The sequence below is a fragment of the Hamadaea sp. NPDC051192 genome, from assembly GCF_040682475.1.
Classification (GTDB): domain Bacteria; phylum Actinomycetota; class Actinomycetes; order Mycobacteriales; family Micromonosporaceae; genus Hamadaea; species Hamadaea flava.
Window position 1 is genome coordinate 1 of the sequence record NZ_JBFBAZ010000075.1, and the last position, 19,547, is coordinate 19,547.

Here is a 19,547-nt window from a genome sequence, read left to right on the forward strand (position 1 = left end):
GTTCCGGGTCGAATCTTGAGGCAAGATTCGACCCGGAACCCTGATCCAGTCGGGAAGCGGTCAGAGGTCGGTGACGCGGAGGTTGGCGTACTCGCCGATCATCGGGGCCATCTGCCGGAAGCCGATCTTCCCGCCGGGCAGCGGATCCGCGTCGCGCCACCGGAACGAGACCAGGTCGGCGACCTCGAAGACGATCTCGCCGCCGCGTACGGTCAGCCGGATCGGGTACGGGCCCTGGGCGTCCAGCGCCGCCGGCAACGGATCGGGTCCCTGCGCCACCAGGTGGAACCCGTAGCTCTTGCGCAGGTTGCAGGTGTGCAGCCGCCGCTCCGACGGCCACATCCGACGGAAATAGGAGACGTGGTACGCGTCCAGGTCGCCGTGGTGGTACTGCTGGTACGGGCCGGTCCGGGGCGCGAGGTCGAACAGATCCTCACCACGCCGGCCCCGGGCGTGGAAGAACATGATGCACAGCCCGGGCTCGCCGATCGGCCAGAAATCCCACTCGATCTGGATGTCCGGCCCGAAGTCGGCCGGGCACCACAGCACGATGTTGGCGTCCTGGCCGTCGTCGGGCGGACGCAGGCTCTCCAGCCGCAGCCGTCCCCTCGGGAACGACAGCGCCCCGTCGCCTTCGAGCCGGAAGCCGTCGAGGTCGGCCGGCGAACTCAACGCGTTGTGGTAGACCATCGACACTCCAGACGTGAAACATTTCAGAGGCGTCCGGCTGCCGCCCGCCACCGGTCGGCGTCGCCCCGTGGCTCGTAGCGCCGCACGGTGTGGGTCGCGCGGATCAGCTGTCGCAGGTCGGCCAGCCCGGCGCTGCTCCCGCCGACGGCTCGGGCCTGCACCAGCACGTTGCCCAACGCGGTCGCCTCCACCGGACCGGCCAGCACCGGCAGGTCGCAGGCGTCGGCGGTGAGCTGGCAGAGCAGTTCGTTGCGGGCGCCGCCGCCGACGACGTGGACGACGTCGACCGCCCGGCCGGACAGCCGCTGGGCGTCCAGCACCGCCGCCCGATGGGCGAGCGCGAGGCTGTCCAGGATGCACCGGACGGTCTCGGCCGGGCTCGCCGGCGGGCGCTGGCCGAGGCGTACGCACTGCTCGGCGATCCGGCTGGGCATGTCCCCGGGCGGTAGGAAGACGGCGTCCCCGGCGTCGACCACCGCCCGCAGCCCCGGTACGCCCGCCGCCTGCCGTAACAGGTCGCCGAGGTCGGGATCGCCCCAGGCAAGCAGCGACTCCTGCAGCAGCCACAGCCCCATGACGTTGCGCAGATAGCGGACGGTGCCGTCCACCCCGGCCTCGTTGGTGAAGTTGGCCCTGCGGCTGTCGGCGGTCAGCACCGGCGCGGTCAGCTCGACGCCGACCAGTGACCAGGTGCCGCAGGAGATGTAGGCGAAGTTCTCCCCCTCGGCGGGTACGCCGACGACCGCCGACGCCGTGTCGTGCGATCCGACCGCCGTCACCGGAACCGGGCCGAGCCCCAGCTGCGGATCGAGGACGCCGACCGGCGTACCCGGATCTCGAAGGGGCGGGAGGATCCGCACTGGCAAACCCAGCGAGGCAGCCAACTCGGCCGACCATTGTCCCGATTGGACGTCGAGGAGCTGCGTCGTGGACGCGTTGGTACGCTCCGCCCCGATCTGTCCGGTCAGCCAATAGCCGAGCAGATCGGGGATCAGCAGCAGCGTCTTCGCCGCCGCCAACTGGGCGCTGTCCCGGGCGGCGGCGAGCTGGAAGATCGTGTTGAACGGCTGAAGCTGCAGCCCGGTGGTCGCGTACAGGCGCTCGGCGGGAACCTGACCCAGCACCTGGTCTGGGACTCCGTCGGTCCGGGAGTCGCGGTAGTGCACCGGGTTGCCCAGCAGCCGGCCGTCGGCGTCGAGCAGTCCGTAGTCGACGGCCCACGAGTCCACGCCGATGGACTCCACCGGCCCGGCGGCCCGCAGCCCGTCGAGGACTCCCCGATAGAGCCGCAGGATGTCCCAGTGCAGCGTGCCGCCCGCCCGGACCGGCACGTTCGCAAAGCGGGCCGCCTCGGACAGCCGCAGTACGCCGTCGCCGGCCACGCCGGTCATCACCCGGCCGCTGGCCGCGCCGAGGTCGACCGCCGCCACCGTGACGGGACTGCCGAAGGGGCCGCTCATCGCAGGAAGGCCGCGGCGACCCCGGCGTCGACGGGCACGTGCAGACCGGTGGTGTGCGACAGCTCGGCGGAGGCGAGCACGAACACGGCGTTGGCCACGTGCTCCGGCAGCACCTCCCGCTTGAGCAGGGTGCGCTGGGCGTAGAACTCCCCCAGCTGCTCCTCCGGTACGCCGTACACCGCCGCACGCTGGGCTCCCCAGCCGGAGGCGAAGATCCCCGAACCGCGTACGACGCCGTCCGGGTTGACGCCGTTGACCCGGATGCCGAACGCACCGAGTTCGGCGGCGAGCAACCGCACCTGATGCGCCTGGTCGGCCTTGGCCGCCCCGTACGCGACGTTGTTCGGCCCGGCGAACACGGAGTTCTTGCTGGCGATGTAGACGATGTCGCCCCCCATGCCCTGGTCGATCATGATCCGGGCGGCTTCCCGGGCGACCAGGAACGAGCCCCGGGCCATGACGTCGTGCTGCACGTCCCAGTCGGCCAGCGTGGTGTCCAGCAACGATTTGCTGATCGACAGGCCGGCGTTGTTGACGATCAGGTCCACCCCACCGAAAGCGAGGGACGCCTGGCGCAGCGCTGTGCGTACCAGTTGCTCGTCGGTGACGTCGACAGTGACCGCGAGCGCCAGGTCTGGGCCCAGGGAAGCCGCGACCTGTGCGGCGGCTTCGCCGTCGCGATCGGCGACCACCACGCACGCGCCTTCGGCCGCGAGCCGCAGCGCGACGGCCTTGCCGATGCCCGATCCGCCGCCGGTGACGAACGCGACCCGCGTGGCCAGGGGTTTCGGCTTGGGCATGCGCGCGAGTTTGGCCTCTTCGAGCGCCCAGTACTCGATGCGGAACTTCTCCGATTCGCTGATCGGCTGGTAGCGGGAGATCGCCTCCGCGCCGCGCATCACGTTGATGGCGTTGACGTAGAACTCGCTCGCGACCCGTGCGGTCTGCTTGTCACGGCCGAAGCTGAACATGCCGACGCCCGGCACGAGCACGATCGCCGGGTCCGCGCCACGCATCGGAGGTGAGTCGGGTTCGGCATGCCGGTCGTAATAGCTCGCGTACTCGGCGCGGTACTCGGCGTGCAGCTCACGCAGCCTGGTCACGACGTCGTCGAACGGCGCGGTCGGCGGCAGGTCCAGCACCAGCGGCCGGACCTTGGTCCGCAGGAAATGGTCCGGGCAGGAGGTGCCCAGCGCGGCCAGCGCCGGATGCCGGGCGCGGCTGAGGAAGTCCAGCACGACCGGGTCGTCGGTGAAGTGGCCGACCTGCGGCCGGTCCGTCGAGGCGAGGCCGCGGATCAGCGGGGCGAGCGCGGCGGCCCGGTCCCGGCGCTCGGCCTCGGGCAGCGGCTCGTGGTCGACCGGGCCGAACGGCTCGGCTCGGCCGCGCTCGTCGATGTACGCCTGGGCGGTGGCGATGATCTCCAGCGACCGTTGCTCGCACTCCTCGCTCGTGGACCCCCAGGCGGTGATGCCGTGCCCACCCAGGACACACCCGATCGCCTGCGGGTACGCCGCCTTGATCGCGGCGATGTCGAGGCCGAGCTGGAAACCGGGCCGTCGCCAGGGCACCCACACGACGCGGTCGCCGAAGCACTCCTTGGTCAGCGCCTCGCCGTCGGCCGCCGCCGCGAAGGCGATCCCGGCGTCGGGGTGCAGGTGGTCGACGTGCTCGGCGTCGACCAGGCCGTGCATCGCGGTGTCGATGCTCGGTGCCGCGCCACCCCGCCCGTGCAGGCAGTAGTCGAACAGCGCCACCATCTCGTCCTCGCGCTCGACACCCGGGTAGACGCCGGTGAGGGCGCGCAGCCGGTCCAGCCGCAGCACGGCCAGCCCGCCTTCGGTCAACGTGCCGAGGTCGCCGCCGGAACCCTTGACCCACAACAGTTCCACCGGCTCGCCGGTCACCGGGTCGTCAGCGGTTCCCTTGGCCGAGGTGTTGCCGCCGGCGTAATTGGTGTTGCGCGGATCGGCGCCCAGCCGCCGCGATCGGGCGATCAGATCGTCCTTCGCCGCCATCAGGCGCCCCACCCGGCTTGGGTGCCGCCGACGCGCTCGGCCTTGACCTTCTCCAGGTACCCGGAGCGTTTGTAGGCCGCGATCGGGTCCAGGTCCAGGCCCAGGTCCGCACGCAGGTCACGCAGCAGCGGCCGGACGTCGGTGTTGTAGGCGTCCATCAGCACCGCGTTGGCCTCCAGCACGTCACCGGCGTCCTGCGCGGCTTTCAGCGCGGAATGATCGACCAGCAGCGCTTTCGCGGTGGCCTCCTGCACGTTGAGGACCGACCGGATCACCGCCTGGATCTTGGGTTCCAGGTTGTGGCACTGGTCCAGCATGAACGCGACCCCCTTGTCCAGCTCGTCCGCGAGCACGATCTCGTGCATGATCCGGAACAGCTGGAACGGATCGGCCGACCCGACCATCAGATCGTCGTCCGCGTAGAACCGGGAGTTGAAGTCGAATCCGCCCAGCTTGCGCGCACGCAGCAGCATCGCCACGATGAACTCGATGTTGGTCCCCGGCGCGTGGTGCCCGGTGTCGATCACCACCTGCGCCCGGTCACCCAACGCGACACAGTGCAGGTAGGCGGTCCCCCAGTCCGGCACGTCGGTCATGTAGAACGCGGGCTCGAACAGCTTGTACTCCAGCAACATCCGCTGCTGGTCACCCAGCCGCGCATAGGTCTCGGTCAGCGCGTCCGCCAGTCTTCCCTGACGCGTACGCACATCGTCCTGGCCGGGATAGTTGGTCCCATCGGAGAACCACAGTTTCAGATCACGCGACCCGGTGGCGTCCATGATGTCCACGCACTCGATCAGATGCTCGATCGCCTTACGGCGTACCGCCGGGTCGGGATTGGTGACGCTGCCCAGCTTGTAGTCGTCGTCCTGGAACACGTTGGCGTTGATCGTCCCCAGCACCACACCCAGCTCCCGGGCATGCCGGGCCAGGTCGGCGTAGTCGTCGACCTTGTCCCACGGGATGTGCAACGCCACCGACGGGGCCACCCCGGTGAACCGATGCACCACGGCGGCGTCGGCGATCTTCTCGTACGGATCGCGCGGCACGCCCTCCTGCGCGAACACTTTGAACCGCGTCCCCGAATTCGCGTACGCCCACGAAGCGGTCTCGATCCGCTGCGCTCGCAACGCCACCGACACCCGGGCAGCCGTCTCCGGCGCGAGATCCGACATCACACATCTCCCAGCTGATCGGCAAGATTGAACACCTCGGTGAGCACCCGCATGTGCTGGTCGGGCCGGCCGGAGTCGAAGAACTCGGCCATCTGCGCCTGCCATCGGGCGTTGACGTCGGTGGCGTCCATCGCCGCGAGCGCGGCGTCGAAGTCGTCGGTGAGCAGGTATCCCACCAGCAGGCCGTCTTCCCGCAGGAACAGGCTGTAGTCGTGCCAGCCGGTGTCGCGCAACGCGGCCAGCATGTCCGGCCAGACGTGGGCGTGCCGCTGCCGGTACTCCTCCAGCCGTTCGGGTCTGACTTGAAGGGTGAAACAGATCCGGCGCACGCGGGGCCTCCCAGGGGTCGGTTGGGCCAGAGGGTGGTCCGATGGGCACGCCGCGCCGGGCCAACGCGTGAAACGTTTCACCATCGGCTGACAGCAACGGTAGAGACGGATCACCAACGCGTCAAGTGGTTCGCCGCCATCCATTCGGATGGCGGCCCCCACCAACCCGCCCCGTTGCCCGCCCCGTTGATCATGGAGTTAACTGTGGTGTCGGCGGTGTGGCGCGACCGGATCCACCATGATCAACGAGGATCGGGCATCGGTTGCCGCTGAACGGCTGGTTGACGATCCGCCCACAAGGGTGAGACGTTTCAACATCGGCGACTACGGATCAGGCGAGGGATGATGGCGGCAGCGAGCATCAAGGAGGTCGCCCGGCTGGCGGGCGTATCGCTGGGCACGGTCAGCAACGTGCTGAACCGGCCGGAGGCGGTCGCTCCGCAGACTCGCAAGCGCGTCCTCGACGCGATCAGCCAACTCGGCTACGTACGCAACGACTCCGCCCGCCATCTGCGCGCCGGGCAGAGCCGGACCGTCGCGATCGTCGTCCTCGACGTGTCCAACCCGTTCTTCACCGACGTCGTCCGGGGCGCCGAGGGCGCGGTGGAGGACGCCGACGGCATGCTCATCGTCTGCAACAGCGGCGAGGACCGGTCCCGGGAGGAACGGCATCTGGAGATGCTGGAGGAGCAACGCGTACGCGGGCTGCTCATCACCCCCGTGGACGACGGTCGCCACGAACGCCTGGAGCGACTGATCGACCGGGGCATCCCGGTGGTCCTCGTCGACCGCGGCACGGGGCAGCCCAACCGCTGCTCGGTGGCCGTCGACGACCTGCTCGGCGGTCGGCTGGCCGCACAGCACCTCGCCGACCAGGGCCACCGCCGTATCGCCTTCGTGGGCGGTCCCGCGTCCATCCGGCAGGTCGAGGACCGGCACGCCGGAGCGGCCGCCGCCCTCGAGGAGTACCCGGGCACCGAGCTGCAGGTCGTCGAGACGCGGTCGCTGTCGGTGACCGCGGGCCGGGACGCCGCCGAGCGCATCTGCGCCCAGCCGGCCGATTCCCGGCCCACCGCCATCTTCTGCGCGAACGATCTGCTCGCCCTCGGGGCCTTGCAGGGCCTGACCGCCGGCGGGCTGCGCGTACCGGAGGACATGGCGCTGGTCGGCTACGACGACATCGACTTCGCCGCCGCGGCGGCCGTGCCGCTCACCTCGGTCCGGCAACCCCGGGAGCAACTCGGCCGCACCGCCGCCGAACTGCTGCTGGAGGAGGCCGAAGACGCCGAGCGCCACGGCCACCGCCACGTGGTGTTCCAGCCGCAGCTCGTCGTGCGCCAGTCCACTGTGAGCGGCACCCGGGCTCGCCGCGCCAAGTCCTAGCGGGAGTCGCGCCAAGCCCTAGCGAACTCCTCGCGCAAGCCCAAGCCGGAGTCGCGCCAAGTCCTAGCCGGACCGGCCGGATCACCGCCCACTATGAGCGGTCAGCGATCCGGTCGCGTAAGTAGGTCCTAGGACCGGACCAGCCGGATGACGTTCCACGACACCGGCGGCAGCGACACCCGCAGCGTTCCACCGTCGACCGCTGCCGACGCGTTCGGCTGCGGCGTCACCCGGTCCGGGTCTTCGGCCGTGTTGCGGGCGTACGCGTCGTCGCCGGCGAGCGTGGTGGCCTCGGCCAGCCGCACCGACCCGAACGCCCGCGTGTCGACCTCCAGCGACAACGGCGCGTCCTGCGAACGGTTGACCGCGAACACCGTCGTGGCCCCGGTCTGCTCGTCGTGGGTGGCGACCGCCTGCAGCAGGTCGACGTCGCCGTACTCGGCGGTCTCGTAGGTCGGCGACACGGGCTCGACCCGCAGCACGTCGCCGATCGCGTACCGGGAGGCCTGGGCGAACGGGTGGAACGTGGTCTGCCGCCAAGCCCGCCCGCCGGCCTCGGTCATGATCGGGGCGATGACGTTGACCAGCTGCGCGAGGCTGGCCGAGGTGACCCGGTCGCTGTTGCGCAGCAACGTGATCAGCAGGCTGCCCACCACCACGGCGTCGGCGAGGTGGTAGTGGTCCTCCAGCAGACGGGGGGCCACCGGCCACTCGTCCTTGGGGAACTCGTCCTGCAGCCGGCTCATGTACCAGACGTTCCACTCGTCGAACGAGATGTTGATGCGCTTCTTGGCGCGCTTCTTCGCGCGTACGTGGTCGGCGGTCGACACGACGTCGGCGATGAAGTTCTCCATGTTGACCGCGCTGGCCAGGAAACCGCCGAGGTCGCCGTCCTTCTCCTCGTAGTACGCGTGGCACGACACGTAGTCCACGACGTCGTAGGCGTGGTCGAGGACGGTCGCCTCCCACTGCCCGAACGTCGGCATGTTCGATCCGCTGCTGCCGCAGGCGACCAGTTCCAGATTCGCGTCGATCATCCGCATCGCCCGGCCGGTCTCGGCGGCGAGCCGGCCGTACTCGTCGGCGTTCTTGTGGCCGATCTGCCACTGGCCGTCCATCTCGTTGCCCAGGCACCACATGCGTACGCCGTGGGGCTGCTTCGCACCGTTGGCCACGCGCTGGTCGGACAGCCGCGTGCCGCCCGGAATGTTGCAGTACTCGAGCAGATCGAGCGCCTCCTGGACGCCCCTGGTGCCGAGGTTGACCGCCATCATCGGCTCCAGCCCGGCCTTGCCCGTCCAGCGGATGAACTCGTCGAGCCCGAAGGTGTTGGGCTCGGTGCTGTGCCAGGCGAGGTCGAGCCGTGTCGGCCGGTCCTGGACCGGGCCGACGCCGTCCTCCCACCGGTAGCCGGACACGAAGTTGCCGCCGGGGTAGCGCACCGTGCTGACGCCGAGTTCGCGGATCAGTTCCAGCACGTCGGTACGCAGGCCGTCGGCGTCGGCGGCCGGATGCCCGGGCTCGAAGATTCCGGTGTAGACACACCGGCCGAGGTGCTCCACGAAGGAGCCGAAGGTACGCCGGGACACCGGCGCGACGCGGAAGGCGGGATCGAGGGTGAATCGGGCGGTACGCGGGGTGGCGTGAGTCATCTTCTTCCCAATGTGGTGTCAGCCCGTGAGCAGGCTCAGCTGGAAGCTGTATCGGGTGGCGGCGTAGATGTGGGTGCCGTACTCGACCGCGGTGCCGTGGTCGTCGTAGGCGACGCGTTCCATGGTGAGCACCGCCGCGCCGCGGCTCTCCTCCAGTAGCCGCGCCTCGGCGGCGGTGGCGTTGCGGGCGCCGATCACCTGGGTGGCCGCGTGCAGGCGTACGCCGGCCGCCCGGATCAGCTGGTAGAGCCCCTGCGATTCGAGCGCCTCGGTGCTGATCTCCAGCAGTGCGGCGGGCAGGTAGTTGCACATGCGGGCCAGCGGCTGGTTGCGCGCCGAGCGCAGCCGCACGACCACCACGACGGGGGTGCCTTCGGCCAGGCCGAGCGCCTCGGCGACGGCGGCGGTGGCGGGCTCGATCGTGTTGGACAGCACCGTGGTGGTCGGTTCCTGGCCGGCGTTCTTCAGGTCGTCGTAGAGGCTGGTGAGTTCCAGCGGACGGCGTACGCGGGACTGGACCACCCGGGTGCCCACCCCGCGGCGGCGCACGATCAGGCCCTTGTCGACGAGGAACTCCATCGCCCGGCGCATCGTCGGCCGGGAGACGCCGAGCTGGTCGGCCAGCTCGATCTCGTTGTCCAGCCGGGTGCCCGGCGGCAGCTTGCCGCCTTCGACGGCCGCCTCCAGCTGCTGTGCCACCTGGAAGTAGAGCGGCACCGGGCTGGCCTTGTCGAGGACGACGAGGTCGGCCAGCGAGTCGGTCGCGGCAGGGCCGCGCGCGGTGGCAATGGTGGTCACAGTACTCACATCATTAGTATGGCCGGACAACATGACAAATGGGTTTCATTGGGCGGTCGGGAAGTTGAGGTGGGCGTTGGACGCCTCCGCCACGTGCGGCCACCGGCTGGTGACCACCTTCGCCCGGGTGTAGAAGCCGACCCCCTCCGGTCCGTGGATGTGCCGGTCGCCGAACAGCGAGTCCTTCCACCCGCCGAACGAGTGGAACGCCATCGGCACCGGGATCGGCACGTTGACCCCGATCATCCCGACGCGTACGCGCCGCTGGAAGGTGCGGGCCGCCTCGCCGCTGCCGGTGAACACCGCGGTGCCGTTGCCGTACGCGTTGGCGTTGATCAGGTCGATCGCCGCGTCGAGGTTGTCCACGCGCAGCACGACGAGCACCGGGCCGAAGATCTCGTCCCGGTAGACGTCCATCTCCACGTCCACGTCGTCGAACAGGCACGGGCCGACGAAGAAGCCGTCCTCGTGCCCCTCGACGCGTACGCCCCGGCCGTCGGACACGAGCGTCGCCCCGGCGTCCACTCCGGACTCGACCGCGCGCAGGATGCGCTGCCGCGCCTCGGCCGTGACGACCGGGCCCATCTCCGAGGTCTCGTCGCGCCCCGGTCCGACGACGATCTGGGCGGCCCGCTCGCGCAGCTTCGCCACCAGCGGGTCGCCGGCCGCGCCGACCGCCACGACGGCGGAGATCGCCATGCAGCGCTGCCCGGCCGAGCCGAAGCCCGCCGCGATCAGCTGGTCGGCGGCGAAGTCGAGGTCGGCGTCGGGCAACACGACCGCGTGGTTCTTGGCTCCGCCCAGCGCCTGTACGCGCTTGCCGGACAGGCTCGCCCGTTCGTGGACCTGCCGGGCGATGGGCGTCGACCCGACGAACGAGACCGCGGCCACCTGCGGATGGTCGAGCAGCGCGTCGACGGCCGTCTTGTCGCCGTGCACGACGTTGAAGACGCCGTCGGGCAGCCCCGCCTCGGCGTACAGGCGGGCGATGAGGTTGGCCGCCGACGGGTCGCGCTCACTCGGCTTGAGCACGAACGTGTTGCCGGTGGCGATCGCGATCGGATGCATCCACATCGGAACCATCACCGGGAAGTTGAACGGCGTGATGCCCGCGACGACGCCCAGCGGCTGCCGGAACGAGTAGGAGTCCACTCCCCCGGACACCTGGTCGGAGTATTCGCCCTTGCTCAGCTGCGGAATGCCGCAGGCGTACTCGACGACCTCCAGGCCGCGGATCACCTCGCCCATCGCGTCGGAGACGACCTTGCCGTGCTCGTCGGCGACCAGCCGGGCCAGCTCGTCGGCGTGCCGGCTGACCAGCTCGCGGAACGCGAACATCACCCGCGCCCGGCGTACCACCGAGACGTCCTGCCAGGTCTCGAAGGCCGTGGCCGCCGCCTGGACGGCAGCGTCCACGTCGGACTTCTCGGCCAGCCGGACCTCCGCCTGCTGCCGGCCGGTCGCCGGGTTCCACACCGGCGCGGTGCGCGTCGAGGATCCGGCGGTCTCCGCGCCGTTGATCCAGTGCTCGATGGTTCGCATGACTGTCCTCACAGGTACGTGCGCTGATCGCGCTTGTGGATCTCGTAATCGGCGCGGGCCGTGCGGGTCGACTCCAGCTCGGCGACCTGCGCCACCGGCACGTCCCACCAGGCCCGCGAGTCGGGCGCGGGCGCCAGCGGGTCGGTCTCCACGTGGACCACGGTGGTACGCGGAGAGGCGATCGCCTGCTGGAGGCACCGACGGAACTCCGCCGTCCCCGTGGCGCGCAGCACGTCGGCGCCCAGGCTGGCCGCGTTCGCCGCCAGGTCGACCGGCAGGACGTCGCCGTCCAGCTGACCGGTACGCCCGTCGCGGTAGCGGTAGCGGGTGCCGAAGCGTTGCGAGCCAAGGGATTCCGACAGCGCGCCGATCGAGGCGAAGCCGTGGTTCTGGACGAGCACAACGACGAGCTTCACACCTTCGGCGACGGCGGTGACCAGTTCCTGCGCCATCATGAGGTAGGAGCCGTCGCCGACCATGACGAAGACCTCGCGGCTCGGGTCGGCCATCTTGACGCCGATGCCGCCGGCGATCTCGTAGCCCATGCACGAGTAGCCGTACTCGACGTGGTACCCCTTGGGATCCCGCGTACGCCACAGTTTGTGCAGGTCGCCGGGCATGCTTCCGGCGGCGCAGACGACCACGTCGCGGGGGCCGCTGACCTCGTTCACCACGCCGAGGATCTCCGACTGCGCGGGCAACGGGGCATTGTTCGCCGCGTACGCCGCGCTGACCGTGTCGTCCCACGCGGCGGCCAGCGAGCGCACCTCGTCTCGGTACGCCTCCGCGACCGACCAGCCGCCGAGCTGTCCCCGCAGCGCGGTCAGCCCTTCCCGAGCGTCGCCGACCAGCGCCAGCCCGGCGTGCTTGTACGCGTCGAGCCCGGCCACGTTGAGGTTGACGAACCGCACTCCGGGGTTGGCGAACAGGCTGCGCGAGGCGGTGGTGAAGTCGCTCCACCGAGTGCCGACGCCGACCACGACGTCGGCGTCGCGGGCGATCTCGTTCGCGGCGTGGGTGCCGGTCGCGCCGACCGCGCCCAGCGCGGCGGGGTGGTCGTAGGCCAGCGAGCCCTTGCCGGCCTGCGTCTCGGCCACCGGAATCCCGGTCGCCTCGGCCAGTTCCCGCAACGCCTCGGTCGCCTCGGAGTAGATCACGCCGCCCCCGGCGACGATGAGCGGCCGGCTCGCCGTACGCAGCAACTCGACTGCTTCGGCGAGGGTTTCGGCGTCCGGCGCCGGGCGGCGTACGCGCCACACACGTTCGGCGAAGAAGTCCTCGGGGAAGTCGTATGCCTCGGCCTGTACATCCTGCGGCAGGGCCAGCGTGACCGCACCGGTCTGCGCCGGATCGGTCAGCACCCGCATCGCCGCCAGCGCCGAGGAGATCAGCTGCTCGGGCCGGTTGATCCGATCCCAGTACGCCGACACGGGCTTGAAGCAGTCGTTGACCGAAACGTCGAAGCTGCGGCCGTCCTCCAGCTCCTGCAGCAGCGGGTTGGCCGCCCGCGTGGCGAAGATGTCGCCGGGCAGCAGCAGCACCGGAATCCGGTTGATGGTGGCCAGCGCCGCCCCGGTGACCATGTTGGTCGCGCCCGGCCCGATCGAGGTGGTGCAGGCGAACGTCGACAGCCGGTTGGTCATCCGCGCGTACCCGACCGCGGTGTGCACCATCGCCTGCTCGTTGCGGGCCTGGTAGTACCGCAGGTCGTCGCCGGCCTCCAGGAGCGCCTGGCCGACGCCGGCGACGTTGCCGTGGCCGAAGATGCCGAAGCAGCCGACGATCAGTCGCTGCCGCCGGCCGTCCCGTTCGGTGTGCTGGTTGGCCAGGAACCGCACCAGCGCCTGGGCGACGGTGAGCCGCCGGGTCGCCGTGCTCGCCGCACTCGCCGCACTCGCCGTACTCATTGCTTCCTCCCTGCGCCGGTCAGCGGCAGTCGCGGGTCGACCGGCTCGGCCGCCCAGGTGTCTCGGATCCAGGCGTGCTCGGGGTCGTCCCGGAACAGCCACTCGCGGTCGGCGGCGGGGCCTGCCATGACGTTGAGGTAGTACAGGTCGTAGCCGGGGGCCGCCATCGACGGTCCGTGGTAGCCGAACGGGATCACCACCGCGTCGCCGCTGTGCACCTCGGCGAGAACGTCGATCTGCTTGTCCGGCCCGGACGAGTAGACCCGCTGGTAGCCGGGTCCTTCCCGGTCCACTTCGAAGTAGTAGATCTCCTCCAGCTCCCGTTCGTCGTCGCCGTGCTCGTCGTGCTTGTGCGGCGGATACGACGACCAGTTGCCGCCCGGGGTGAGCACCTCGACCGCGATCAACTTGTCGGTCGGGAAGCTCGCCGGGGTGCAGAAGTTGTTCACCTGACGGCTGGCCGACCCCGCGCCGCGCAGTTCCACCGGGACGTCCTCGGCCGCGCCGTAGCGCACCTCGAGCCGCCGGGTGGTCCGCGCGCTGGGCAGGGCGTACCGGCCGCCGTCGAGCGAGGTCACCTCGGCGACCGTGCGGCACGGCAGGTAGACGAAGTCGGTGACGCGGGAGAACACGCTCGCCCGCCCGTCGACCGCGTACTCCTGGCCGTCGGCGCGCACGACGCAGCCGCCCGACAGGGGCAGAACCAGCATCTCCTCGTCGCCGGTCTCGAACTGGTGGGTCTGCCGCGGAGCGAGGTCGAGCACCCGCAGTCCGCTGTACGCCCACCCGGCCCGTTCGGGCGTGATCACGAGCCGGTACGGCTCTTCGGCTCCGGTCCCGTCGGGGATGTGCTGATCGTTCATCTCGCCTCCCTCACAGGCTCACGGCGGTGTCGACGGCCGCCGCGACGTCGTCGTCCGGCGGGTAGAGCAGCGCCCGGCCCACGACCAGACCGCAGACGGTCGGCAGGGCCAGCGCCTTGCGCCAGCTGTCGAAGGTGGCGTCCTGGTCGGCCGACACCTCGCCGCCGAGGATCAACGCGGGCAGCGTGCTGGCCGCCACGACGCGCTCCATCTCCTCGACCACCGGGATCTTCAGCCACGAGTACGCCGAAGTCGCGCCGATGCCGGCCGCGACGCTGACCGCACGCACCATCGCGTCGGCGGTCAGCTCGTTGCGGACGCGGCCGTCGACCCGATGCGAGATGAACGGCTCGATCATGGCCATCAGCCGCTGCTCGGCCAGTCCAGTGACGGCCTGCGAGCACGCCTGCATCGTGGCCACCGTGCCCGGATCGCCGGGATCGATGCGCATCAGCATCTTGCCGCCCTCGTACCCCATGGCGGCGATGACCTCGGCGGTGTATCCGGTGAACCGGTCGTCGATCTCGAAGACCGTGCCGGCCAGCCCGCCCCGGTTCATCGAACCGATCACGACCTTGCCGTCCAGCGCGCCCATCAACAGCAGGTCCTCGATGATGTCGGCGGTGCCGAGGACGCCGTTGACGCCGGGACGCGACAGCGCGAGCGCGATGCGGTCCAGCAGGTCGACGCGGTTGCCCATGGCGGTCGGCCGGTCGCCGGCGCGCAGCGCGCCCCGGGCGGGATGATCGGCCGCGATGATCATGAGCCGTCCGTGCTCGTTGAACATCGACGCCGGGCGTACCCGGGCCGCGGCGCGCTCGGCGACGGCCTGGGGCTGCCGCATTCGGGCGTCCACAATGGCCCGGAACTGCTCGTCAAGCATCGGTGGCCTCTCCCAGCAGGGCTTCGACCTCGTCGGTCGTGGGCATGGCGTCGGAACAGGCCAGACGGGAGGCGACGATGGCCCCGGCCGCGTTGGCGAATCGCAGGACCCGCTCCAGCGGCCAGCCGGCGAGCAGTCCGTGGCACAGCGCGCCGCCGAACCCGTCGCCCGCGCCGAGCCCGTTGACGACCTCGATCGGCACCGGCGGCACCGACACCTCGGTCTTCCCGTCGGACCCCAGTACGCCGGCCGGCCCCTGCTTGACGACGGCGAGGTCGACGCCGAAGCCGTGCAAGGCCTGCGCCGCCCCGATCGGATCGCGTACGCCGGTCGCGACCTCGCATTCCTCGAGGTTGCCGACCGCGACCGTCACGTGTGGCAGGGCTTGCTGAATCCAGTGCCGGGCCTCGTCCGAGGAGGACCAGAACATCGGCCGGTAGTCCAGGTCGAGCACGGTCAGCCCGGACTTGCCCCGGGCCTTCAGCGCGGCGAGCGTGGCCGAGCGGCTGGGCTCCTGGCTGAGCCCGGTGGTGGTGACCCAGAACAGGTCGGCCGCCCGGATCGCGTCGAGGTCGAGTTCGTCCTCGTTGATCTCCAGGTCCGGCGCCTTCGGCTCCCGGTAGAAGTACAGCGGGAAGTCGTCGGGCGGGAAGATCTCGCAGAACGTGACCGGCGTCGGCAGACCGGGAACCGCGGTGACGTACCGATCGTCCACTCCGAAGCCGGCAAGGGCGTCGTGCAGGAACTCGCCGAACGGGTCGGCGCCGGTGCGGGTGATCACCGCGGCACGCCGTCCGTGCCGGGCCGCCGCGACCGCGACGTTGGTGGAACTGCCGCCGAGGTACTTGCCGAAGCTGGTGACCTTCCGCAGGGACACGCCGATCTGGAGTGGATAGACGTCCACCCCGATGCGGCCCATCGTCACGACCTCGAACGGCGGCTCAGTCGGTCCGCGCACCTCGGGCGGCGTCGCGGCCGGTGGGCTCATCAGGCCGCTCCGCCGAGGAAGGCCAGGCTGGCCCGGACGTCGGCGACCGGGCCGCCGTCGGCCGGCGGCTCGGCGGTCAGGATCGCGTCCTGCTCCATGACGTACCAGCCGGTGTACCCGGCGGACTCCAGCCCGCGCACGATCGCGGCGATGTCGATGTCGCCCTGGCCCAGCGGCCGGTACATCCCGGCCCGGACGGCGTCGGTGTAGGTCAGCTCCCCCGCGCGTACGCGGGCGGCCAGGGCGTCGTCGACGTCCTTGAGGTGAGTGTGGGCGATCCGTTCCGGCGCGGCGGCGGCGAGGGCGACCGGATCGGTCCCGCCGATGAGCAGGTGGCCGGTGTCGAGGCAGAGCGGAATGCGGCTGCCGTCGAGGACCCGGTCGACGTCGGCCCGGCGTTCCACGATCGTGCCCACGTGCGGGTGCAGCGTCGCGGTGACGCCTCGGCCGGCCGCGGCCTCGGCGATGCGGTCCAGGTTGTCCAGCAGCGTCCGCCAGGCCTTCTCGTCCAGCTCCACCCGCCCGTCGTAGCCGGTGGCGCCGGAGTCGGCCGCGAGCACGAGAGTGGACGCGGCGGCAGCGGTGAAGGCGGTCAGCGCCGGGGCGACCGCGGCGAGCACGTCCACCGCCGGGTCGTGCAGCACGACCGGCACGAACCCGCCGACCGCCCGCAGCCCGAACTGCCGCAGCAGATCGGCCTTGTCGGCGGGCGCGTCAGGCAGGAATCCGTCCGGCCCGAACTCGGTCGCCGCGAGTCCCACGTCGCGCATCTCGGTGAGCACCCGGTCGGGCGCCATCTGGTGGCCCCAGCCGGGCACCTCGCACACGCCCCAGGAGATGGGCGCACCGGCGATCCGGTCCGCGATGGTCATCAGTTGCCTCCCTCGATCCGAACTGGACGGTGCTCCCGGCGGGACCGGTCGCACGCCTCGGCGATGCGGAACGCCGCCAGGGCGTCGTACACCGAGCAGGTGACCTCCGCCCGGCCCGCGACGATGTCGGCGAACGCGCCCAGCTCCCGCCGGTACGCCGCCTCGAACCGCTCCATGAACCCCGGATACGGCGTACCGGCCGGGAAGCCGACCCCTGGTTCGGCCGAGCGCAGCGGCAGCCGGTCGTCGAGCCCGACGCTGATGCTGTCCTGCGAGCCGAGCACGTCGAGGCGTACGTCGTAACCGGCGGCGTTGTAGCGGGTGGCCGAGATGGTGGCGAAGGCGCCGTCGTCGAAGGTCAGGACGGCTACGGCGGTGTCGACGTCGTCGGCCTCGCGGAAGAAGTCCTCGCCCCGGTTCGCGCCGGCGGCGTACACCTCGACCACCTCGCGGCCGGTGACCCACCGGACGATGTCGAAGTCGTGGACGCTGCAATCGCGGAAGATGCCACCGGACACCGGGATGTACGCCGCCGGCGGCGGAGCGGCGTCCAGTGTGCCGCCGCGCAGTGTGTGCACCCAGCCGAGCCGGCCGGCGGCCACTGCCTCCCGGGCGGCGGTGTAGCCGGCGTCGAAGCGGCGCTGGAAGCCGATCTGCACCGGCACCGACGAACGGGCCACCCGGTCGACGACGGCCAGCGTGCCCGCGGCGTCGGGAGCGACCGGCTTCTCGCAGAACACGGGGATGTCGCGGTCGACGCCGCGCAGGATCAGGTCGGCGTGCGCGTCGGTCGCCACCGCGACGACCAGACCGTCCAGGTTGGAGGCGAGCAGGTCGTCGACGGTCTCGGTCCAGTCGGCGCCGAGCGATGTGGCCACTTCCTTGGCCCGGCCGGAGTACGCGTCGGCCAGCACCAGTTGGTCGACGCCGGCCAGATTCCGCAGGGTCTCGGCGTGGAAAGCGCCGATCCGCCCGACCCCGGCTACCCCGATACGCATGCGCATTTCCCTTCCCGGCCGACGCCCAGCGGACGCCGGTTCCGAACGACATCTTTCCGGCGGGCCGACCCTGCCGTCAAGATTTGTCCTGACATTCTCACAATAACTTTGTCCGAACAAAGCCCGCGCAGCCTGGGCGACGCCCAGCGCGAGATCAGTCCTTGAGGCCCGCGTTGATGTCGGCGTTCATGACGTACTTCTGGAAGACCAGGTAGATCACCACGAGCGGGACCATCGAGAGCACGGACGCTCCCAGCAGGACCGACCAGTTGACGTTCTCCGCGCCGACGATGCTCGCCACTCCGATCTGGAGGGTGAACTTGTTCGGGTCGTTGAGCACGATGAGCGGCCAGATGTAGTCGTTCCACCGCCACTGGAACGAGAACACCGCCAGGGTCATGATGATCGGCCGGGACAGCGGCAGCATGATCCGCAGGAACGTCGACAGTTCGCCCGAGCCGTCGATGCGGGCCGCCTCCAGCAGGTCGTTGGGGACACTGAGGAAGAACTGCCGGAACATGAACGTGCCGGTCGCCGTGATGACCGACGGCACCACGACCGCCGCGATGCTGTTGTACATGCCCAGGTCGCGGACGACGAGGAACAGCGGCGACAGGATGACCTCGCCGGGCAGCATCGTGGTGGCCAGGATGCAGACCGTGAAGGCTCTGATCCACCAGTTGTTGTACTTGGCCAACGCGTAGCCGCACATCGCACTGGCCACGATGGTCAGGGCGGTGGCCGCGACCGCCACGATCAGCGTGTTGAGGAAGTACTGGGCGAAGTCGAAGCTGGTCCAGGCCTGAGTGTAGCCCTTGACCGTCGGGTGCTTGGAGAACACCGTCAGCGGATACGAGAACAGCTCCCCCGCCGGCTTGAACGAGCTGAGCAGGAACCACAACACCGGTACGCCGTACACGGCGACCAGCAGCCACATGACGGCGGTCGCCCAGAACTTCTTGGTCAGCTCGCCCGGCGCGGCCGGACGCTTGGCCCGCGCAGCCATCAGGACTCCTTCCGGCGGTTCATCACCAGCTGGATGATCGCGACGATCATGAGGATCAGCATCAGGACGAAGGAGGCGGCGCTGGCGTAGCCGATCTGGGCGCGCTCGAAGCCCTTCGTGTAGATGTACTGGACGAGCAGGTTGTTGGTGCTGCCCGGCCCGCCGTCGTTGATCGCCTTGATCAGCGCGTACTCCTTCATGGAGTGCAGGATGCTCAGCAGCACCACGATGAACGTCGTCGGCGCGATGGCGGGCAACGTGATCCGGCGGAACTTCGCCCACGAGCCGGCTCCGTCGAGCGACGCCGCCTCGTAGTACGCCGTCGGCACGTTCTTCAGCGCCGCGACGAACAGCAGCATGTTGAACGCGGTGCCGCCCCAGGCCGCGGCGATGATGACGACGATCAGCGACAGGTTCCCGTTGGACTGCCACGCCACCTCGCTGCCGCCCAGCGAGGTGATCAGGTAGTTCACCAGGCCGAAGTTCTCGCCGAACAGCCAGCGCCAGATGACGCCCGCGATGATCGGCGAGATGAGCCAGGGCAGGAAGAACACGATCCGGGCGATCGTCTTGCCTTTGGCGTACGGGCTGGTCAGCAAGACCGCGGTGCCCAGCGACAGCACGATCGTCAGTGGCACGACGCCGGCGGTGTAGACGAGGGTGCGGATCAGCGCGGCGTAGAAGGCGTCGTCCTGCAGCAGCCGCTGGTAGTTGTCCAGCCCCACCCAGGGAGCCGGGCCGACGCCGGTGTAGCTGGTGAACGAGTACATCAGGCCGGTGATCGCGGGCCAGACGAAGAACGTGACGAACAGGAGCAGGTTGATCGAGATGAGCACCAGCGGCGCTCCGGTGTACCGCTTGCGGCGCCCGTTCCGCTGCCGGGGCCGCACCGGCTCCGGCCCCCGGCGCACCTCGGGACTCGGCTCCGACGCCGTCGGGCGAATGCTGTCCACCATGAATCCTGTCCCTTTCCGACGGGTGGG

General features: G+C 70.3%; 17 protein-coding genes. 1 reads left to right on the forward strand and 16 read right to left on the reverse strand.

Translation table 11 applies throughout. The features are described from left to right. Nucleotides 1-60 precede the first annotated feature (60 nt). Genes AB0M47_RS26780 through AB0M47_RS26800 form a run of 5 tightly spaced genes read right to left on the reverse strand, consistent with a single transcriptional unit; the run spans nt 61 to nt 5,672 of the window. Nucleotides 61-690 carry a DUF1961 family protein gene (locus tag AB0M47_RS26780; protein ID WP_363418838.1) on the reverse strand — a complete coding sequence of 210 codons (630 nt, stop codon included), beginning with the start codon at nt 688-690 and terminating at the stop codon, nt 61-63. Between the two features lie 23 nt (nt 691-713). Beyond that, nucleotides 714-2,150 (reverse strand): rhamnulokinase family protein, encoded by a 1,437-nt coding sequence (locus tag AB0M47_RS26785; protein WP_363418840.1) that lies wholly within the window; start codon nt 2,148-2,150, stop codon nt 714-716. Next, complete coding sequence (locus tag AB0M47_RS26790) at nt 2,147-4,168, reverse strand: bifunctional aldolase/short-chain dehydrogenase (protein ID WP_363418842.1); 2,022 nt, start codon at nt 4,166-4,168, stop codon at nt 2,147-2,149. The genes AB0M47_RS26785 and AB0M47_RS26790 overlap by 4 nt, the downstream gene beginning before the upstream one ends. Next, nucleotides 4,168-5,343: an L-rhamnose isomerase gene (gene rhaI, locus AB0M47_RS26795; RefSeq protein WP_363418844.1), complete on the reverse strand. Its 1,176-nt coding sequence runs from the start codon at nt 5,341-5,343 to the stop codon at nt 4,168-4,170. The genes AB0M47_RS26790 and rhaI overlap by 1 nt, the downstream gene beginning before the upstream one ends. Beyond that, entirely contained in the window at nt 5,343-5,672 is a 330-nt protein-coding gene (locus tag AB0M47_RS26800; protein WP_253763294.1) for an L-rhamnose mutarotase, read from the reverse strand. Before AB0M47_RS26800 ends, rhaI begins: the two co-directional genes overlap by 1 nt. A 345-nt stretch (nt 5,673-6,017) precedes the next feature. Here AB0M47_RS26800 and AB0M47_RS26805 point away from each other — a divergent pair, with 345 nt between their 5' ends. Next, on the forward strand, nt 6,018-7,055 hold the full coding sequence (locus tag AB0M47_RS26805) for a LacI family DNA-binding transcriptional regulator (protein ID WP_363418846.1): 1,038 nt from the start codon (nt 6,018-6,020) through the stop codon (nt 7,053-7,055). 128 nt (nt 7,056-7,183) lie between these two features. Here AB0M47_RS26805 and AB0M47_RS26810 read toward each other — a convergent pair whose 3' ends face one another. From AB0M47_RS26810 to AB0M47_RS26860, 11 genes are all read right to left on the reverse strand, one after another. Continuing rightward, nucleotides 7,184-8,707, reverse strand: a complete 1,524-nt coding sequence (locus AB0M47_RS26810; RefSeq protein ID WP_363418848.1) for an alpha-N-arabinofuranosidase — start codon at nt 8,705-8,707, stop codon at nt 7,184-7,186. 18 nt (nt 8,708-8,725) lie between these two features. Then, nucleotides 8,726-9,514, reverse strand: a complete 789-nt coding sequence (locus tag AB0M47_RS26815) for a GntR family transcriptional regulator (RefSeq protein ID WP_363418850.1) — start codon at nt 9,512-9,514, stop codon at nt 8,726-8,728. Nucleotides 9,515-9,550: 36 nt separating this feature from the next. Further along, on the reverse strand, nt 9,551-11,047 hold the full coding sequence (locus AB0M47_RS26820) for a CoA-acylating methylmalonate-semialdehyde dehydrogenase (protein WP_363418852.1): 1,497 nt from the start codon (nt 11,045-11,047) through the stop codon (nt 9,551-9,553). An 8-nt stretch (nt 11,048-11,055) separates the two neighbouring features. Continuing rightward, nucleotides 11,056-12,954, reverse strand: coding sequence for a 3D-(3,5/4)-trihydroxycyclohexane-1,2-dione acylhydrolase (decyclizing) (iolD, locus tag AB0M47_RS26825; RefSeq protein ID WP_363418854.1), 1,899 nt, complete (start codon nt 12,952-12,954; stop codon nt 11,056-11,058). Beyond that, on the reverse strand, nt 12,951-13,817 hold the full coding sequence (gene iolB / locus AB0M47_RS26830) for a 5-deoxy-glucuronate isomerase (RefSeq protein ID WP_363418856.1): 867 nt from the start codon (nt 13,815-13,817) through the stop codon (nt 12,951-12,953). The genes iolD and iolB overlap by 4 nt, the downstream gene beginning before the upstream one ends. Nucleotides 13,818-13,827: 10 nt before the next feature. Further along, nucleotides 13,828-14,700, reverse strand: a complete 873-nt coding sequence (locus AB0M47_RS26835; RefSeq protein WP_363418858.1) for an aldolase — start codon at nt 14,698-14,700, stop codon at nt 13,828-13,830. Continuing rightward, on the reverse strand, nt 14,693-15,688 hold the full coding sequence (gene iolC / locus AB0M47_RS26840; protein WP_363418860.1) for a 5-dehydro-2-deoxygluconokinase: 996 nt from the start codon (nt 15,686-15,688) through the stop codon (nt 14,693-14,695). The genes AB0M47_RS26835 and iolC overlap by 8 nt, the downstream gene beginning before the upstream one ends. Beyond that, on the reverse strand, nt 15,688-16,560 hold the full coding sequence (locus AB0M47_RS26845) for a sugar phosphate isomerase/epimerase (protein WP_363418862.1): 873 nt from the start codon (nt 16,558-16,560) through the stop codon (nt 15,688-15,690). Before AB0M47_RS26845 ends, iolC begins: the two co-directional genes overlap by 1 nt. Beyond that, nucleotides 16,560-17,558, reverse strand: a complete 999-nt coding sequence (locus AB0M47_RS26850; protein ID WP_363418864.1) for a Gfo/Idh/MocA family oxidoreductase — start codon at nt 17,556-17,558, stop codon at nt 16,560-16,562. Before AB0M47_RS26850 ends, AB0M47_RS26845 begins: the two co-directional genes overlap by 1 nt. A gap of 154 nt (nt 17,559-17,712) precedes the next feature. Beyond that, nucleotides 17,713-18,564: a carbohydrate ABC transporter permease gene (locus AB0M47_RS26855; RefSeq protein WP_363418866.1), complete on the reverse strand. Its 852-nt coding sequence runs from the start codon at nt 18,562-18,564 to the stop codon at nt 17,713-17,715. Next, a complete protein-coding gene (locus AB0M47_RS26860; protein ID WP_363418868.1) occupies nt 18,564-19,520 on the reverse strand; it encodes a sugar ABC transporter permease in 957 nt (318 codons plus the stop codon). The genes AB0M47_RS26855 and AB0M47_RS26860 overlap by 1 nt, the downstream gene beginning before the upstream one ends. Nucleotides 19,521-19,547 lie beyond the last annotated feature (27 nt).

Excerpts from the sequence above, each read along its gene's own strand:
- AB0M47_RS26780 (WP_363418838.1), bottom strand. The coding sequence starts at position 690 with ATGGTCTACCACAACGCGTTGAGTTCGCCGGCCGACCTCGACGGCTTC.
- AB0M47_RS26785 (WP_363418840.1), bottom strand. The coding sequence starts at position 2,150 with ATGAGCGGCCCCTTCGGCAGTCCCGTCACGGTGGCGGCGGTCGACCTC.
- AB0M47_RS26790 (WP_363418842.1), bottom strand. The coding sequence starts at position 4,168 with ATGGCGGCGAAGGACGATCTGATCGCCCGATCGCGGCGGCTGGGCGCC.
- rhaI (WP_363418844.1), bottom strand. The coding sequence starts at position 5,343 with ATGTCGGATCTCGCGCCGGAGACGGCTGCCCGGGTGTCGGTGGCGTTG.
- AB0M47_RS26805 (WP_363418846.1), top strand. The coding sequence starts at position 6,018 with ATGGCGGCAGCGAGCATCAAGGAGGTCGCCCGGCTGGCGGGCGTATCG.
- AB0M47_RS26810 (WP_363418848.1), bottom strand. The coding sequence starts at position 8,707 with ATGACTCACGCCACCCCGCGTACCGCCCGATTCACCCTCGATCCCGCC.
- AB0M47_RS26820 (WP_363418852.1), bottom strand. The coding sequence starts at position 11,047 with ATGCGAACCATCGAGCACTGGATCAACGGCGCGGAGACCGCCGGATCC.
- iolD (WP_363418854.1), bottom strand. The coding sequence starts at position 12,954 with ATGAGTACGGCGAGTGCGGCGAGTGCGGCGAGCACGGCGACCCGGCGG.
- iolB (WP_363418856.1), bottom strand. The coding sequence starts at position 13,817 with ATGAACGATCAGCACATCCCCGACGGGACCGGAGCCGAAGAGCCGTAC.
- AB0M47_RS26835 (WP_363418858.1), bottom strand. The coding sequence starts at position 14,700 with ATGCTTGACGAGCAGTTCCGGGCCATTGTGGACGCCCGAATGCGGCAG.
- iolC (WP_363418860.1), bottom strand. The coding sequence starts at position 15,688 with ATGAGCCCACCGGCCGCGACGCCGCCCGAGGTGCGCGGACCGACTGAG.
- AB0M47_RS26845 (WP_363418862.1), bottom strand. The coding sequence starts at position 16,560 with ATGACCATCGCGGACCGGATCGCCGGTGCGCCCATCTCCTGGGGCGTG.
- AB0M47_RS26850 (WP_363418864.1), bottom strand. The coding sequence starts at position 17,558 with ATGCGTATCGGGGTAGCCGGGGTCGGGCGGATCGGCGCTTTCCACGCC.
- AB0M47_RS26855 (WP_363418866.1), bottom strand. The coding sequence starts at position 18,564 with ATGGCTGCGCGGGCCAAGCGTCCGGCCGCGCCGGGCGAGCTGACCAAG.
- AB0M47_RS26860 (WP_363418868.1), bottom strand. The coding sequence starts at position 19,520 with ATGGTGGACAGCATTCGCCCGACGGCGTCGGAGCCGAGTCCCGAGGTG.